Source organism: Streptomyces sp. WAC05374 (assembly GCF_004353505.1).
In the GTDB taxonomy this organism is placed as follows: domain Bacteria; phylum Actinomycetota; class Actinomycetes; order Streptomycetales; family Streptomycetaceae; genus Streptomyces.
This window is the reverse complement of the sequence record NZ_SMNQ01000013.1, coordinates 123,430-138,396: the sequence shown is the minus strand read 5'-3', so window position 1 is coordinate 138,396 and position 14,967 is coordinate 123,430. Positions and strand designations below refer to the sequence as shown.

Annotated in this window: 15 protein-coding genes; 7 read left to right on the top strand and 8 right to left on the bottom strand. The window is 73.4% G+C overall.

The features are described from left to right. Positions 1 to 33: 33 nt before the first annotated feature. From E2B92_RS23275 to E2B92_RS23265, 3 genes are all read right to left on the bottom strand, one after another. Positions 34 to 414, bottom strand: coding sequence for a nucleotide pyrophosphohydrolase (locus E2B92_RS23275; RefSeq protein WP_126889555.1), 381 nt, complete (start codon positions 412 to 414; stop codon positions 34 to 36). Next, on the bottom strand, positions 411 to 1,589 hold the full coding sequence (locus E2B92_RS23270; RefSeq protein WP_133087672.1) for an AAA family ATPase: 1,179 nt from the start codon (positions 1,587 to 1,589) through the stop codon (positions 411 to 413). Before E2B92_RS23270 ends, E2B92_RS23275 begins: the two co-directional genes overlap by 4 nt. Before the next feature lie 74 nt (positions 1,590 to 1,663). Continuing rightward, positions 1,664 to 2,062 (bottom strand): cell division protein SepF, encoded by a 399-nt coding sequence (locus E2B92_RS23265; protein ID WP_126889008.1) that lies wholly within the window; start codon positions 2,060 to 2,062, stop codon positions 1,664 to 1,666. A 318-nt stretch (positions 2,063 to 2,380) separates the two neighbouring features. On the opposite strand from E2B92_RS23265, the gene E2B92_RS23260 reads away from it, so the two are divergent. Genes E2B92_RS23260 through E2B92_RS23235 form a run of 6 tightly spaced genes read left to right on the top strand, consistent with a single transcriptional unit; the run spans position 2,381 to position 8,108 of the window. Beyond that, on the top strand, positions 2,381 to 3,646 hold the full coding sequence (locus E2B92_RS23260; protein WP_126889007.1) for an ABC transporter substrate-binding protein: 1,266 nt from the start codon (positions 2,381 to 2,383) through the stop codon (positions 3,644 to 3,646). Then, entirely contained in the window at positions 3,643 to 4,719 is a 1,077-nt protein-coding gene (locus E2B92_RS23255; protein ID WP_399432240.1) for a carbohydrate ABC transporter permease, read from the top strand. The genes E2B92_RS23260 and E2B92_RS23255 overlap by 4 nt, the downstream gene beginning before the upstream one ends. Further along, on the top strand, positions 4,719 to 5,522 hold the full coding sequence (locus E2B92_RS23250) for a carbohydrate ABC transporter permease (RefSeq protein ID WP_126889006.1): 804 nt from the start codon (positions 4,719 to 4,721) through the stop codon (positions 5,520 to 5,522). Before E2B92_RS23255 ends, E2B92_RS23250 begins: the two co-directional genes overlap by 1 nt. Further along, positions 5,519 to 6,226 carry a hypothetical protein gene (locus tag E2B92_RS23245; RefSeq protein ID WP_126889005.1) on the top strand — a complete coding sequence of 236 codons (708 nt, stop codon included), beginning with the start codon at positions 5,519 to 5,521 and terminating at the stop codon, positions 6,224 to 6,226. The genes E2B92_RS23250 and E2B92_RS23245 overlap by 4 nt, the downstream gene beginning before the upstream one ends. Positions 6,227 to 6,234: 8 nt before the next feature. Continuing rightward, the gene (locus E2B92_RS23240) at positions 6,235 to 6,987 is read left to right on the top strand and encodes an amidohydrolase family protein (protein WP_126889004.1); all 753 of its coding nucleotides are present in this window, start codon (positions 6,235 to 6,237) and stop codon (positions 6,985 to 6,987) included. Continuing rightward, positions 6,984 to 8,108: a DegT/DnrJ/EryC1/StrS family aminotransferase gene (locus tag E2B92_RS23235; RefSeq protein ID WP_126889003.1), complete on the top strand. Its 1,125-nt coding sequence runs from the start codon at positions 6,984 to 6,986 to the stop codon at positions 8,106 to 8,108. Before E2B92_RS23240 ends, E2B92_RS23235 begins: the two co-directional genes overlap by 4 nt. Here the strand turns inward: E2B92_RS23235 and E2B92_RS23230 are convergent. Beyond that, positions 8,098 to 9,066 carry an LLM class flavin-dependent oxidoreductase gene (locus E2B92_RS23230; protein WP_126889002.1) on the bottom strand — a complete coding sequence of 323 codons (969 nt, stop codon included), beginning with the start codon at positions 9,064 to 9,066 and terminating at the stop codon, positions 8,098 to 8,100. The genes E2B92_RS23235 and E2B92_RS23230 overlap by 11 nt on opposite strands. 97 nt (positions 9,067 to 9,163) lie before the next feature. On the opposite strand from E2B92_RS23230, the gene E2B92_RS23225 reads away from it, so the two are divergent. Further along, the gene (locus E2B92_RS23225; RefSeq protein WP_133087671.1) at positions 9,164 to 10,123 is read left to right on the top strand and encodes a dihydrodipicolinate synthase family protein; all 960 of its coding nucleotides are present in this window, start codon (positions 9,164 to 9,166) and stop codon (positions 10,121 to 10,123) included. Between the two features lie 45 nt (positions 10,124 to 10,168). On the opposite strand, the gene E2B92_RS23220 is transcribed toward E2B92_RS23225, so the two are convergent. From E2B92_RS23220 to E2B92_RS23205, 4 genes are read right to left on the bottom strand one after another with little or no spacing between them, the layout of a single operon-like run. After that, a complete protein-coding gene (locus E2B92_RS23220; RefSeq protein WP_133087670.1) occupies positions 10,169 to 12,250 on the bottom strand; it encodes a PQQ-binding-like beta-propeller repeat protein in 2,082 nt (693 codons plus the stop codon). Positions 12,251 to 12,287: 37 nt separating this feature from the next. Next, positions 12,288 to 13,046, bottom strand: a complete 759-nt coding sequence (locus E2B92_RS23215) for an amidohydrolase family protein (protein ID WP_126886361.1) — start codon at positions 13,044 to 13,046, stop codon at positions 12,288 to 12,290. Next, on the bottom strand, positions 13,046 to 13,804 hold the full coding sequence (locus E2B92_RS23210) for a hypothetical protein (protein WP_126886363.1): 759 nt from the start codon (positions 13,802 to 13,804) through the stop codon (positions 13,046 to 13,048). The genes E2B92_RS23215 and E2B92_RS23210 overlap by 1 nt, the downstream gene beginning before the upstream one ends. Next, a complete protein-coding gene (locus E2B92_RS23205) occupies positions 13,801 to 14,925 on the bottom strand; it encodes a DegT/DnrJ/EryC1/StrS family aminotransferase (protein ID WP_235023939.1) in 1,125 nt (374 codons plus the stop codon). Before E2B92_RS23205 ends, E2B92_RS23210 begins: the two co-directional genes overlap by 4 nt. Between the last annotated feature and the right edge of the window lie 42 nt (positions 14,926 to 14,967).

Sequence of the window (14,967 nt, the reverse complement as noted above, 5' to 3'; positions counted from 1 at the left end):
CTGTGGACAGGAAGCTCAGCGTGCTTAAGTTGATCACTCCGTAGAGTGACGATCCGGTTGCCGTGCCGCCCTCGCGGACCGTCCCGGCGGCCGTCCGACGGGGAACCGCAGCTCGTTGCGGTCGATCTTGGCGGCGAGCGCGACCAGCGGATCGACGCCCAGGACCGTGCAGAACTGGAGCAGGTAGGCGAGCACGTCGGCCACCTCGTCCGCCACCCGGTGCGCCGTCCCGGGGTCCTCCATCACCCGGTCGGCCTCCTCGGGCGTCAACCACTGGAAGATCTCCAGCAGTTCGGCCGCCTCGACGCTCAGCGCCGCCGCCAGGTTCTTCGGCGTGTGGTACGGCTGCCACTCCCGCGAGGCCGCGAACTCGGCGAGCCTGCGCTGCAATCCCTGCACATCCAGTTCCGTCACGGGTTCAGGTCTACCACCGTCACCCCGGCGCGCCCGCGGGCGGCCCTCGCCCCCGCCTCGCCGACCGTCCCGACCAGCCTGATGTGTCCCTCGGCGCAGATCTGCGCGGCCAGCCCCGCCAGTTCGCGGGTCTGGCGCCGGTCCAGGGCGCGGTCGAAGCCGTCGGCGAGCACGGTGAGGGTCTGCATGGCGTGGGGCACCTCCGCCGCCGGGTCCATGGCCAGCACGCCCGGCCCGGTGAGCAGCACCAGTGCGAGCGCCAGGTAGCGCAGTTCGCCCTCGCCGAGCCGTCCGACGGGCGTTCCCGCCGGCGCGCCGCCCTCCGTGCCACGGCCCAGCACCGCCCGTACCGTTCCGTCGGCCAGTTCCTCGACGCCCAGGTCGCGCACCGGTCCGGCGCAGCCCGCCCGGGCGACCGCGGCCAGCCGGGCGTGCCTGCGCGGGCAGCCGGTGCGCGTGCGGTGGAGCACCTCCGCGAGGTTGTCGCAGCCGCGCCGCAGCCGTCCGTCGCCCGCCGGCACGGGGCCGCGCATCCGCTGCGGCTGCGGGTCGCAGGGGAAGACCGACCGGAGCGCCACGACGACCTGCTCGGCGGCGGCGAGCACCCGGCGCTGCCCCTCCGTCTTGCCCGCCACCCGCAGCGGCAGCAGCGCCGTACCGAGCCGGTCGCCCGGGAGCGGTGCCCGGGTGACCGGTACCGACCCGGCGGTGTGCCATTCGGCCTGCACGGTGCGGCGGCCCGGGTCGCGCAGTGCCGTGGTGAGCAGCGTCCGCCCGTCGCCGCCCGTCAGCCGCTCGCCCACGACCCGCAGCTCCGGCTCGGCCTGGACAGCGAGGTCCAGGCGGACGGGTCCGGCCGGGCCGTCCACGGTGCAGCCGATCCGGAAGCCCCGCCGCCCCTCCGCGTCGGCCTCCGCACGCTCGGGCACGCATCCGACCGGGTCGGGGAAGGCACCGGCGAGCGGGGCGCCCGCCCCGAGCATCGCGAGCGCTTCGTACGCCTCTAACGCACTGGATTTGCCGGTGCCGCTCGCCCCGGCGAAGAGCGTCACCGGCGCGAGCCGGAAGGCGGCGCCACGGTGCGACTTGTAGGCGGACAGCCGGAGTTCCGTGACGGTGGGGCGGGGCGGCGCGGCGGAGGGCGGCGAGGAGGGCGCGGGGCGGGTTGCAGGCATGCTCGGACCGTATGAGGGGCCCCAGATGCTGAACCGTTCCGGCCGAACAGCCTTCCTACGAACGAGGGAACCGCCTAGGAATGCGGAACCGCCGCTGCGGCGGCGCCCTCGACCTCCGTGCCGGCCGGGGCCAGCAGGAAGACGTTCCGGTCGACGCGGTGCATCCCGCTGCCGAGGCCGAAGACGACGCCGCTGGCGAAGTCGAGGATGCGCTTGGCGACGTCCGTGTCGGCGGCGGTGAGGTCCAGCAGCACCGGGACCTGCGCGATGAGGTATTCGGCGACCTCACGCGCGTCGGCGAAGACCTGGACCCGCAGGACGACCATGCGGCGCTGTTCGGCGGCCTCGTAGTCCTGCGGGATCGTGCTGTGGTCGACCCTGGACGGCCACTCGTTGCGCCCCCGCAGCGGGACGACCTGCGCCAGGCCCTCCCACTGTTCGTCGGTGACGTCGTACCTCTCGTACCTACTCATACGCCTATCCTCGCCCGCCTCACCCGTTCGGCCCAACTGCGACACGGGGTGGTGCCGAACCGGACACCGGCGCCCGGTCGCGTCCACGCTCCGGCGGTGGTCGCCGGCCCGCTCTGACGGTCCGTCCGTCCGCTTGTCCCACCGGTCGGCTGACGTGTCGTCCGAACGAGTGGGGGGCCGGCTCCAGGGCCATCGCGGTGGCCTGCCGGGTGGCTGCGGACGGCACGGCCGCGCAGCATTGACAGTGCAAAACAGCACAAGTACTTTCGGCCCAGGCCGAAACTGTCCAGGTTTTGACAGGCCTTCCGGAGGCCCAGCATGAAGACAGGGTTCAAGCGCGCCACCGTTCCTCTCGCACTCCTCACCCTCACCGCGCTCACCGCGGCCGGGTGCAACAGCGGTGACAGCGGCTCGGGGTCGAACAAGGTCACCGTCTGGATGTACCCGGTGATCATGGATCCGAAGGCCAATACCGCCTACTGGGACGGCATCGAGAAGGGCTTCGAGGCCGCCCACAAGGACCTCGACCTCACCATCGAGCAACTGCCCTGGGAGAACCGCGACCAGAAGCTGGCCACCGCCTTCGGCAGCGGCAAGGGTCCCGACGTGGTGCTGCTGGGCCCCGACCAGATCCCCCAGTACCAGGCGAACGGCGCGGTCCAGCCCGTCGACCGGGCCATCGAGAAGTCCCGGGCCGCGTTCCGGCCGGCCGCCCTCGACGCCATGACGCAGGACGGCAAGGTCTACGCGGCGCCGATCTACCACACCGTCACCAGCACGCTCTACAACAAGAAGCTGCTGGACAAGGCGGGGATAAAGGAACCGCCCGCCACCTGGGACGCGCTGCGGGCCGCCGCGCCCAGACTCAAGCAGGCCGGGGTCGCCACCCTCGACTACTCGGCGAGCAACGAGGCCTCGCTGAACATGAGCTTCTACCCGCTGCTGTGGCAGGCGGGCGGCCGGGTGTTCGACGAGAGCGGCAAGAAGACCGCGTTCAACAGCCCCGAGGGGGTCGAGGCGCTCACCTTCCTCGTCGACCTCTACAAGGGCGGCGCCGTGCCCCGGTCCGCGCTCACCAACGCCAACCTCTTCACCGACCAGGCGCTCGGCAAGGAGCAGGTGGCGATGGGGTACACCAACACGCCCTCCGACGCCGCCCTCGCCGAGCAGACCTGGGGGAAGGGCAACGCGATCGTCGGCCCCGCCCTCGCCGGGCCCAGGAAACAGGTCTGCTTCGGCATGCCGGGCGGCCTCGGCATCAACGCCAGGACGAAGAACCTGGACGGCGCGGAGAAGTTCGTCGGCTTCATGACCGAGCCCGCGCAGATCGCGTCCATGGGCAAGGCGGGCGGGTTCTTCTCCCCGCGCACGGACGTGACCGTCCCCCACGAGGGTCCCTTCGCCAAGCAGTACGAGGCGGCCCTGGCCCATACCTTCCCCGGTGAGCCGCACCCGGCCGCCCGCCAGCTCATGGCGCTCATCACGCCGGAGATCCAGGCGGCGCTCACCGGCAAGAAGACACCCGAGCAGGCGCTGGAGGCAGCGGCCAAGGAGGGCGACGACCTGCTGGCGCGGCAGCGTTGAGCAAAGTAGAGCCCCGCGAGGCGTCCCCCGACGAGCCGGAGCCCTCCGAGCCCGCCGCGCCCGGACCGCCGCACGCCACCGGACACGGCACGTCCCCGGGCGCCCCGGCACCGGGCGGCGTGCCGTCCGCCGGCGTGCCGCCCGGGCCGGTCACCACCGGCACGCGGACGGGCGGGCCGCCGGCGGGGCCGGGGCGGCGGCCCGGCCCCGCGCGGCGGCGGGAGGCGTGGGTCGGGCTGGCGTTCGTGGCACCGATGCTGGCGCTGTTCCTCGTCTTCCGGTTCGGGCCGACCCTCGGGGCCGCGTTCCTGTCCCTCACCGACTACCGGCTCAGCGGCGAGTGGGACTTCATCGGCGCCGCCAACTACACCCGGCTCCTCCAGGACGACCTGTTCTGGGAGAGCCTCGGCGTCACCGCGGTCTACACCGCGCTGTACGTGCCGATGACCGTCCTGCTCGCGCTCGGCACGGCCGTGCTGCTGCACCGCACGCTCTGGCTGCGCGGGTTCTTCCGGGGCCTGTTCTTCCTCCCCTACGTGACCAGCATCGTGCTGGCCGCCGTCATCTGGAAATGGATCTACGAGGTGGAGGACGGGCTGCTCAACGCGGCCCTCGGTGCCCTCGGCACCGGCCCCGTCGACTTCCTCGGCGACGAGTCCCTGGTCCTGCCCTCCATCGCCGCCGCCTCCGCCTGGAAGGGCTTCGGCTACTCGATGCTCATCCTCCTGGCCGGGCTCCAGTCCATCCCGCGCGAGGTCGCCGAGGCGGCCACCATCGACGGCGCGGGCGCCTGGCAGCGCTTCCGCTGGGTGACGCTCCCCCTGCTCCGGCCGGTGCTGTTCTTCGTGCTCGTCATCGAGGCCATCCAGGCGTTCCAGGTCTTCGACGCGATGTACGTGATGACCGCCGGCGGCCCCGTACGGGCCAGCTACTCCCTCGTGTACTTCCTGTACGACGCGGGCTTCAAGTTCTTCGACTTCGGTTACGCGAGCGCGGTGGGCCTGGTCCTCTTCCTGGTCGTCCTCGTCTTCTCGCTGATTCAGCGCCGGCTCATCGGAAGGGAGGAGGACTGATGGCGCGGCTGAGGCTGCCGGTCCTGCTGGTCCTGGTCGCGTTCGTGACCGTCACCCCCTTCGTCGTCATGGTGCTGGTGGCGTTCGCGCCGCCCGGCGGCCGCACCCTGCCGGGCGCGTTCGACGTCACCCGTGCCACGCTGCACAACTTCACCGAGGTACTCCAGAGCGCCGACATCACCCGCTGGGCGCTGAACTCGCTGATCTACTCACTGGTGTCGGTGCTGCTCATCCTGCTGTTCGCGTCGATGGCCGGGTACGCGTTCGCCAAGAAGCGCTTCCCGGGGCGCGAGGTGCTGTTCTGGTCGTTCCTGGCGACCCTCATGGTGCCGTTCCAGGCGACCCTCATCCCGTACTACATCCTCGTCTCCGAGATGGGGGGCGTGGACACGTACTGGGGACTGATCGTGCCCACCCTCGCCAATTCGCAGGCAGTGTTCCTGATGCGCCAGTTCATCGTGCAGCTCCCCGACGAGCTGTTCGAGGCGGCGAAGATCGACGGGGCGTCGGAGTGGCGGGTCTTCACCACCGTCGTGCTGCCCCTGATCCGGCCGGTGCTCGCGACGCTCGGCGTCTTCGTCTTCCTCTGGCACTGGAACGACTTCCTGTGGCCGCTCGTCATCGGCCAGTCGGAGGCCATGCGGACGCTCACGGTCGGGCTCGCCACCCTCGAGGGCGAGAACGTGACGATCAACCAGATCATGGCCGGGGCCACCATCACCGTGATCCCGTGCCTGCTGGTCTTCGGCCTCCTCCAGCGGTACCTCACCGACTCCATCGCCACCAGCGGCCTCAAGTCATGACCACGGTCATCGACATCAATCGCGCCCTCGGCCCCCTCCCCCACGACGACGTCCCCAGCCGCGACGAGACCGGCCTCCTCGGCGAGCTGGACCGGCTGCGCATCGACACGGCCTGCGTGAGCCACACGTACGCCGTCCACGGCGACCCGCGCGACGGGAACGAACGGCTGGACCTCATCGCCGACCGCCGGCTGCGTCCCGTGCCCGTCCTCGTGCCCGGCCCGCTCGGCACCGGCCCGTGGGACGGCGCCGCCCCGCTGGTGCGCCTGTGCCCCCGGCTGCACGGCTGGTCCCCGACCGGGCCGCACGCCCGCGCACTGCTCACCGCGCTGGCGGCGGCCGGGACGGCCGTGCTGCTGGCGTGGGACGAGGTGACCGCCGCCGAGGTGCACGGACTGGCCGCCACCGGGCCCGCCCCGCGCACGGTCCTCACCGGCACCGGTTACCGCGCCCTGCGCGACCTCGCCGAGCTGCTGGAGACCCACCCCTGGCTGTACGTCGACACCTCCACGCTCTGCGGCCACCGCCAGGTGGAGTGGATCGCCGGGCGGTACGGCGCCCACCGGGTGCTGTTCGGGACGGGCGCACCGGACACGGACGACGCCGGGCCCCGGTACCTGCTGGACATCCTGGACCTGCCGGCGCGGGACGCGGCGCTCGTCGCGGGCGGCAACGCGCTGCGGCTGCTGGGCGGTGAGCCGTGAGCCGGGCCATGGACGTCATCGACGCGCACGGCCACATCGGGCGGTGGCCGGCGTTCGCCATCCCGGACGGTTCGGCACAGAGCCTGGTGGACATGATGGACCGCTGCGGTGTCGCCACCGCGTGCGTGTCGCACCTGCTGGCGGTGGGGCCCGACGCCCGCGCCGGCAACGCCCTGCTGCTCGAGGCCCTTGGCGCCCACCCCGGCCGGCTGCTCGGCTGGGCCGTGTACCAGCCGCACGACCCGGAGGCACCCGAGCGGCTGCGGGACCTGCTGGCCGTGCCCGGCGTCATCGGCGTCAAGCTCCACCCCGAGGTCCACGAGACGGCGCTCGACGACCGGGCGTACACGCCCGCGTTCGAGGCGGCGGCCGGACACCGGCGGCCCGTCCTCGCGCACAGCCAGCACGGCAGCCCCTGGTCCGACGCCCGCCACTTCGCGGCCGTCTCACCCCGTCACCCCGGCGTGCCGCTGCTGATGGGCCACGCGGGGCTGTTCCCGCAGGGCCTGGGCCCCGCCATGGAGGCCGCCGAGCGCTGCCCCGACCTGGTGCTGGAGACGTGCGGGTCCCGGATGACGGCACGCCACCTCCGCCGGATGGTCGCCGGGATCGGGGCGGACCGGGTGGCGTTCGGCTCGGACGCCGTCTTCCTGGACCTGCGGACCGGGCTGGGCCGGGTGCTGCTCGCCGGCCTCCCCGACACGGACCGGGAGCAGGTCCTGCACGGCACGATGGACCGGCTGCTCAAGGCCGCCGGGTGAGCCGTCCCCTGTGGCCCTCCTGGCCGCCGCCCCCGACCGAGGAGCAGCGGCGCGCCCTGCTGCGGGTCCTGGACAGCGGCCGGTGGGGGGCCACCGGCGGCACGGTGACCGAGGAGTTCGCGACGGCGTTCGCGCGGCGCTGCGGTGCCGCCCACGGGGTGTGCACCGTCAACGGCACGGTCGCGCTGTTCCTGGCGCTGCGCGCGCTCGGTGCCGGTCCGGGCGACGAGGTGGTGGTGCCGGCGTACACGTTCGTGGCGAGTGCGACGGCCGTGGTGCTGGCCGGTGCGGTCCCGGTCGCCGCCGATGTCACGGAGGACACGCTGCACCTGGACCCGGCGGCCGTGCGGGCGGTGATCGGGCCGCGGACCCGGGCGGTGATGGCGGTGCACCTGGGCGGGGCGCCCGCCGACGTGGATGCGCTGCGGTCCCTCGGGCTGCCGGTGGTGGAGGACGCGGCGCAGGCCCACGGGGCGGCGCGGCACGGCCGGCCGGCGGGCTCGCTCGGGGACGTGGCCTGCTTCAGCTTCCAGTCCGGCAAGGCGATGACCGCCGGGGAGGGCGGCATCGTGGTGACCGGTGACCGGGCGCTGTACGAGCGGGTGTGGTCGCTGCACAACGTGGGCCGCAGCCCCGGCGGCGGCTGGTACGACCACCCGGGGCTGGGCTGGAACCTGCGGATGACCGAGTTCCAGGCGGCGCTGCTGGGCCCGCAGCTCGACCGGCTCGACGACTGGATCGACCGCCGTGCGCGCGCCGCCGACGCGCTCGCCGGGGCCCTGGACGGCGTACCGGGCCTGGACCTGGTGCCCGCGCCGCCCGGGACGACGCGCCACACCTGGCACCTGGCGATGCTGCGGTACGACCCGGGGGCCTTCGGGGGCCGTCCCAAGGCGGAGTTCCTGGCCGCGATGGCCGCCGAGGGGGTGCCGCTGGAGTCCGGTTACCGCTCGCTGAGCCGTGTGCCGTACGTGGGCTCCGCGGCGCCGTGCCCGGTCGCGGAGGCGGCGGAGGAGGGCGTGGTGTGGGTGCGGCAGCCGATGCTGATGGCGGGTGAGGCGGCGATGGCGTACGTCGCCGACGCCGCCCGGGCGGTGCGGCGGCGACGCGTCACGCGGTGAGCGCGCCGAACGCCTCGATCGCCCGCAGCGCGTCCGCCTGGGGCATGCCGGGCGGCTGGACGCGCAGGACGATCCCGTCGGCGCCCATCTCCTCGTAGCGGGCGATCCGTTCGGCGCACTGGGCGGTCGAACCGATGACCGAGCGGGCGGCGATGTCCTCCCAGGGCTGGGCGTAGCGGGCGGCGTCGGCGGAGGTGCGCTTCCAGTCGCCGTAGGCGTCGTACAGCCCGCGCAGCGGGCCCTCGAGGGCGGTGCGGGCCTCGGCGCTCGTGCGGGCGGCGTACCCCTCGCGGCAGACGATGACCTCGGCGCCCAGCGAGCGCGGGCCGCGCGGGCAGGAGCGGTAGAGGGCGATCTTCTTGGGCAGTTCCTCGTCCGTCTCGTTGAACGAGGTCGTCCAGCCGTCGCACGACCAGGCGGTGCGCTCCAGGGCGGCGGGGACGCGGCCGCCGTTCCAGATCAGGGGCCGGGGCCGCTGGACGGGCCGGGGTGAGAGGAAGGCGTCCTGAACCCGGTACCGGCGGCCCTGGTGGGTGACCTTGTCCTCGGTCCACAGCCGGGTGAGCAGCTCCAGGCACTCCTCGAAGCGCGACACGCGTTCCTGGGGCCGGGTGCCGTAGAGCGCGAACTCCTCGGGGCGGTAGCCGAGGACGAATCCGGCGGTGAGCCGGCCGCCGGAGAGGACGTCGATGTGGGCGAGCGTCTCGGCCAGCGCCACGGGGTGGTGGACGGGCGCGATGAGGCCGGCGGTCGCCAGGCCGATCCGGTCGGTGTGGGCGGCGAGGTACGCCAGTGAGGTGAGCGCCTCGTGGTAGCCGGGCCGGTGCAGGTGCCGTTCGCCGAGGACGGCCCAGGAGAATCCGGCCTGTTCGGCGAGGCGCACCTGTTCGACGGCGTCGGCGAGGCGCGGCCGGTCGGCCCGGTCGGCGTAGAGGTTGACGTACAGGCCGAGTCGCATGGGAGCGCCCTTCCGTTTCGGACTGAGGACTTCCTTTACGGTCCGGACCGTAAAGGCTAGCGTGTCGGCGACGACCGCGACAGACGGGAGCACGCCCATGTCGGCTTCTGAGGCCCTGGTACGGCGGTTGCGCGGGACCGTCCTGCCGGCTGTGGCAACCCCGATGGACGCGGCCGGGGTTGTGGACTTCGGGGCGCTGCGCGGGTATGCGGAGCGGATCGCGGCGGAGCGGATCGGCGGGGTGGCGGTGTGGGCCCATACGGGGCGCGGGCTGTACCTGTCGGAGGAGGACCGGCGCCGGGTCCTGGCGGTGTGGCGGGAGGCCGTCGGCGCGCCGGTGGTGGCGGGGGTCGGGGTGCCGCGTGCGGCCGGGGCGGTGGGCCTGAACGAGGCGGTCGACGCGACGGTGGCGATGGCGGTTGCGGCCGCGGAGGGCGGCGCGGACGCGGTGATGGTGTATCCGCTGGCGCAGTTGGACGGGGACGACGGCGCGGCGGTGGCGCTGCACGAGCGGGTGGCCGCGGCGAGCGGTCTGCCGGTGGTGGGGTTCTTCCTGCACGGGGAGGCGGGCGGGTATCCGTATCCGCCGGGGCTGGTGGAGCGGCTGCTGGGGCTGCCGTCGGCGGTGGGCATCAAGCTGGCCACACTGGACCGGGCGATGGCCTGCCAGGACGCCATCCGGGTGGCGCGGCGGAGCGGCCGGCTCGTCATCACCGGTGAGGACCGGATGTTCGGGCCGTCGCTGATGTGGGGCGCGGATGCGGCGCTGGTGGGGATCGCGGCGGCCCGGGTGCCGCTGACGGTGGCGGTCCTGGAGGCGTGGCGGGCGGGCGATCACGGGCGGTTCGTACGGGCCTCGGCGCGGCTGGACCGGTTCGCGGAGGCGACGTTCCTCGCGCCCATCGAGGGTTATGTGCAGCGGATGCTGTGGGCGGCGGTGTGGGAGGGCCTGGTTCCGGAGGAGGCCGCGCACGACCCGTTCGGGCCGGAGCTGCCGGCGTCGGAGCGGCGGGCGGTCGTCGAGTGCCTGGAGGCGCTGGCCAAGGAGGACGCCTGAAGGGTGTGCCCCGGCGGGTGCTCGCCGGGGCACGCCACTTGTCCGTCAGTTGGCGAGCAGGCCCTTGAGGACGGCCTCGTACTGGGCGGTGATCTGGGAGGGGGTGCCCGAGGGGCACAGGGGGTCGAGCCGCAGGCGGGCGAGGGCGCGGGTGGCGACGCCCCAGGCGTGCCAGGTGGCGCGTTCCCAGGCCAGTTGCGGCGGGTTGTACCAGCCGTCGCCGAGGCCGCCGAGGACGAGCTCGGCCTCGTCGTCCCCGGTTCCGAGGGGCCCGAGCCGGTAGACGGAGCCGCCGAACACCGAGGCGTAGACCTGGCCGAAGTGGACGCTGATCTCGCCGTAGCTGGGGAGCTTGCCGGTCCTGAGGACGGTCCGGGTCTCGAGGTCCATGGCGAACCAGTTGCCCGACTGCCGTTTGTAGACGCCGTAGAGGATGCCCCGGTGCACTTCGATGTGCTGGAGGCTGGCGTTGCCGGGGACGGGGGTGGCCTCCCACAGGACGGTGCGGCGGCGCAGGTCGTAGGCGACGATGGTGGCGTTGGGCCGGGTCGGGGTGACGCTGCCGCCGCCCCAGGTGTCGCCGGCGAGGTACGCGGTGCGGTGGCCGATCCGGTCGTCGACGGCGACGGACATCACGCTCTGGTCGGTGATGACGTCCTTGTGGACGGTGAGCCTGCCGCGTGAGCGCTCCACGAGGGTGAGGGCGCCCTTGAGGCCGCCGGCCGGGGGCGCGCTGGCCACCAGCAGGAGGTCGGCCTCGGGCACGTACGCCATGTCGGTGGGGCGTTGCTGCTCGTTCTCGATGAAGCCCATGGAGCGGACCTTGCCGCGGCGGGGGTCGATCTCCAGGAACTCGGTGCTGGGGTACATCGCCGCGTACACCTTGCCGCCGATCGCCCGGAGCGTCTTGGGCTCTCCGGGGATCCTGATCCGCTGGGACGTTCCGTGGGCGGGCCGGTGGGTGGTCAGGGAGTAGTGGCCGCCGACGTGGACGGTGCCGCCGGACTCGTACGCGATGGACTGGACGGGGTCGGGGCCGGACAGGCCGATGTCGATCAGCTCGGTGATCTCGGCCTTCCCGGTCGGCAGGTCGAGCCACCACAGCCGGCCGCTGCCCACGGCGCCGAGCATCTTGCCGTCGGGGAGGGGGACGAGGGCGCGGTGTTCATCGCCGGTGGCGGGGGCGGCGACCTTGACGAGGGTGTCGCCGTCGCGCCGGTAGACGGTGCCACTGGGGCGGCCGACGCAGTAGAGGGTGCCGTCGGCGGTGACGGTCATGGCGTCGGCGATGCGCTCGGGGGCGGGGATGGGGATGACCTTGGCGTCACTGCCGTCGGGGGCCAGGTCGACGATGGACCTGCCGAAGGAACCGTAGACCCGGCCGCCGCGTGCGAGGAGGGCGGACGCGCCGCCGTACGGGGTGGGGGTGATGCTCCGTTTGACGCCGGTGGTCCGGTCGTACGCGACGATGAAGCCGCGCGGCAGGGTGCCGGCGTAGACGTACCGGTCGTCGGCGGCGATGGCGCGGACGTACTGTTCGCCGGCCATGGCTCCGCCGAGGTTGCGCAGCGTGCCGGTCTGGGGCTTGTACTCCCACACCTCGCCGCGCGGGCTGGTGCCCGCGTACACCGTGCCGTCGGGGGCGGTGGTGAGGCACCAGACGAAGCCGCCGGCCGGGCCGATGGTGCCGATGCGGGTGACGGTGCCGGTGGTGGGGTCGATGCGGTGGATGTCGGGGAAGGGGTAGGTCCCGATGTACACCTGGCCGCCGGAGACGGTGGCGGCCCAGCCGCCGTCGCCGCGGTCGAGCCGGAAGGTCCGGCCGAGTCTTCTCGTCGTCAGGTCGATCTCGCCGACGAGGGTGGGGTTCTGGCCGCGGGCGACGACGTAGGCGTGGTCGCCGAGGACCGTGGTGCCGACGATGGCCGCCGTCAGGGAGGCGGTGCCGAAGGTGGACACCGGGGTGCCGGAGCAGCGGTGCCCGGCCGTGGTGGTCCCGCCGTCCGCCGGTGCGGTGGTGGCCGCGGGTGTCGTGGCGGCGTGCGCCGCGCCCGGGGTGATGGTCTGTCCCGCCACTGCCGCCAGGCTGAACCCGGCTCCGGCGTTGAGCAGTCGCCTGCGTTCCATGCGTCCCTCTCCTGTTCCGGTGGTGGTTCGGCTCGCCTCACACGACCGGCGGCAGTGCGGTGCCGACCTTCAGGCCGAACAGCTCCGCCGCGTTGCGCCACAGCACTCGTTCCAGCTCTTCCTCCGTGAACCGCGCGTCCCGGATCACGCCGAGGGACACGCAGGGGTCGATGAGTGTCGCGTCGGTGCCGAACAGCATCCGTTCGACGGGCACTCCGGCCTCGCGGGCGTACGCGATGCGGCCCGCGTCCGTGGCCGTGCGGCAGTGCTCCAGGTAGAGGCGGTCGCAGGCGGCCGCGGCGTGGGCCGCCTCGCGCCAGGCGTCGCCGCCCGCGTGGCCCATGATCACGCGCAGTCCGGGCCGGGCCCCGACGAGTTCGGGCAGCAGGGTGACCTCGCGCCCCCAGGTGTGCAGGAGCAGCGGTACGCCGGCCTCGGCGACCACGTCGAAGGCCTCGGCCATCTCGCGGCAGCCGGGCAGCCGTCCCGGGTAGTGGGTGTGGATCTTGGCGCCGACGAAGCGGCCGGTGTCCAGGCAGCGGGCGAGGTCGGCGGCGCTCTCCTCGATGCGGTTGGGGTTGACGACGGCGTACCCGTGGAGCCGCGGGCGGGTCTCGAGGGCCTCGCGGAGGGCGGCGTTGCCGGCGACGGCGTCGTACACCACCGCCTCGGACGCCGACACGATCTGGAGGTCGATGCCGTAGCGGTCCATCTGGGCGAGGTTGGTGTCGGCGTCGCCGGTCGTCAGGTGGAACTGCCAGCGGCCCACGTGGGCGTGCACATCGATGATCGGCATCAGGCGAGCAGCTCCTCGACGTTCTTGGTGGCGATGGCGGCGCGGTCGTCGGGCGAGATGTCGGCGTACCGCAGCTTGAGCGTCTGCGGTGAGATGTCCATGAAGGGGGTGCGGGAGCCGAAGACGAGGTGGCGCGGGCCGACGGCGTCGATGACCCGTTCGATGGAGTCGGGGCCGGACAGCATGCGGGTGGTGGCCTTGAAGCCGGGTTCGTCGCGGGCCATGAGGAGGAAGTCGGAGAGCAGGTAGGCGTGCAGGTCGAGGAAGACGACGTCCGCGCCGCGCTCCATCAGGGGCGGTCCGAAGCGGCGTGGGTCGCCGTCGTGGAGCAGCACCATGCCGCGGTCGATGGCGAGTTTCACGACGCGCCGGTAGCCGGGGAAGCCGGGCTCGGCCGCCTGTTCGAGGGTGAACAGCCTGAGGAAGCGGACGCCTTCGGCGGCCAGTTCGTCGAGCCGGTCCTCGGCGGTCATCGCGTCGCGCACGTCGACGGTGCCGACGGGGAGGAGTTCGGGGCAGTCGGCGAGGTCGCGGAGGGTCTCGGCGTTGCCGGCCCCGTCGTCGAAGAGGGGGCCGCGCGTGGACAGGGCGAGGGCGCCCGCGACGGGTGAGCGGCCAAGGTGGGCGCGGACCTCGTCGAGGCCGGTGTCGCGGTGGTGGCGGGGCCAGGGGCCGTACAGGACGTCCACGTCCCAGCCGATGTGTTCCTCCGGGGCGGGCCGGAGCCATGCGTACGTCCGGTGCGGTGATTCGCTCATGATGCGGCGACCTTCCCCAGCGCCCGCGCGATGCGGTCCACGTCGTCCTCGCTGTAGCCCTCGTTCCACGGCAGAACCAGCAACGTACGGTCGATGAGCCGCTCGGCGCGAGGACACAGGCCCGGCGGGTGGCCGGACAGTGCCGGATTGGCGTACAGCGGCCGCTCCAGGTAGCCGGGCAGGGCGGGGACGCCGAGTCCGTCCAGGGCCTTGGCCCACCGTTCGTTGTCGTCGACGAGCAGCGGGACGACCCACCAGGCGTGGCCGGTGGTCCGCCGGGGCATCGTCACCCCGGGCAGGGCGGCGACGGCCCGCGCGAGGCGGGCGGCGCTCGCGCGGCGGCGGGCGACGACATCGGCGACCCGGGTGAGCTGGACGCGGGCGACGGCGGCGACGAGCTCGGTCATCCGGTAGTTCAGGCCCATGGTGCGGTGGATGCGGCCCTCGGTCCGGTCCCAGCCCTTGTCCATGAACAGCCGCATCCGGGCGGCGAGGGCCGGGTCGTCGGTGACGGTCAGGCCGCCGTCGCCGGCGGTGATGTGCTTGTACTGCTGGAGGCTGAAGCAGGCGATGTCGCCCACCGTGCCGAGCAGCCGGCCGTCCTCGTCCTCGCCGAGCCACGCCTGGGCGCAGTCCTCGATGAGCAGCAGCCCGTGCCGGTCGCAGATCTCGCGCAGCCGTGCGGTGTCGGCGGCGCCGCCGAAGAGGTGGACGGCGATGACGGCCTTGGTGCGCGGGGTGAGCACCGCCTCGACGGCGTCGGGGTCGAGGTTTCCGTCGTCCTCGCGCACATCGGCGAAGACGACGCGCCCGCCCTGGGCGAGGACCGGGGCGACGGTGCCGAAGTCGGAGATCGGCGTGGTGACGACCTCGTCGCCGGGGCCGACTCCGGCGGCGGCGACCGCGAGGTGCAGCGCGGCGGTGCCGGAGCTGCACGAGACGGCCTCGGCACGCCCGTACAGCCGTGCCATCGCGCTCTCCAGCGCCCTGGCCTCCTGTCCGAACGCCCCGCACAGGACGGCCGAGTCGAGGACCCGGAGCACCGCCGCGCGTTCCTCCTCGCCGAACGTCCTTCCCCGGGGGTCCAGAACTGTGGGCAGCGGCATTTCCCGTTGCGGCATCGGGGGATTATCCTCTCGGCAGCACGCGATTATGGCCTGGGC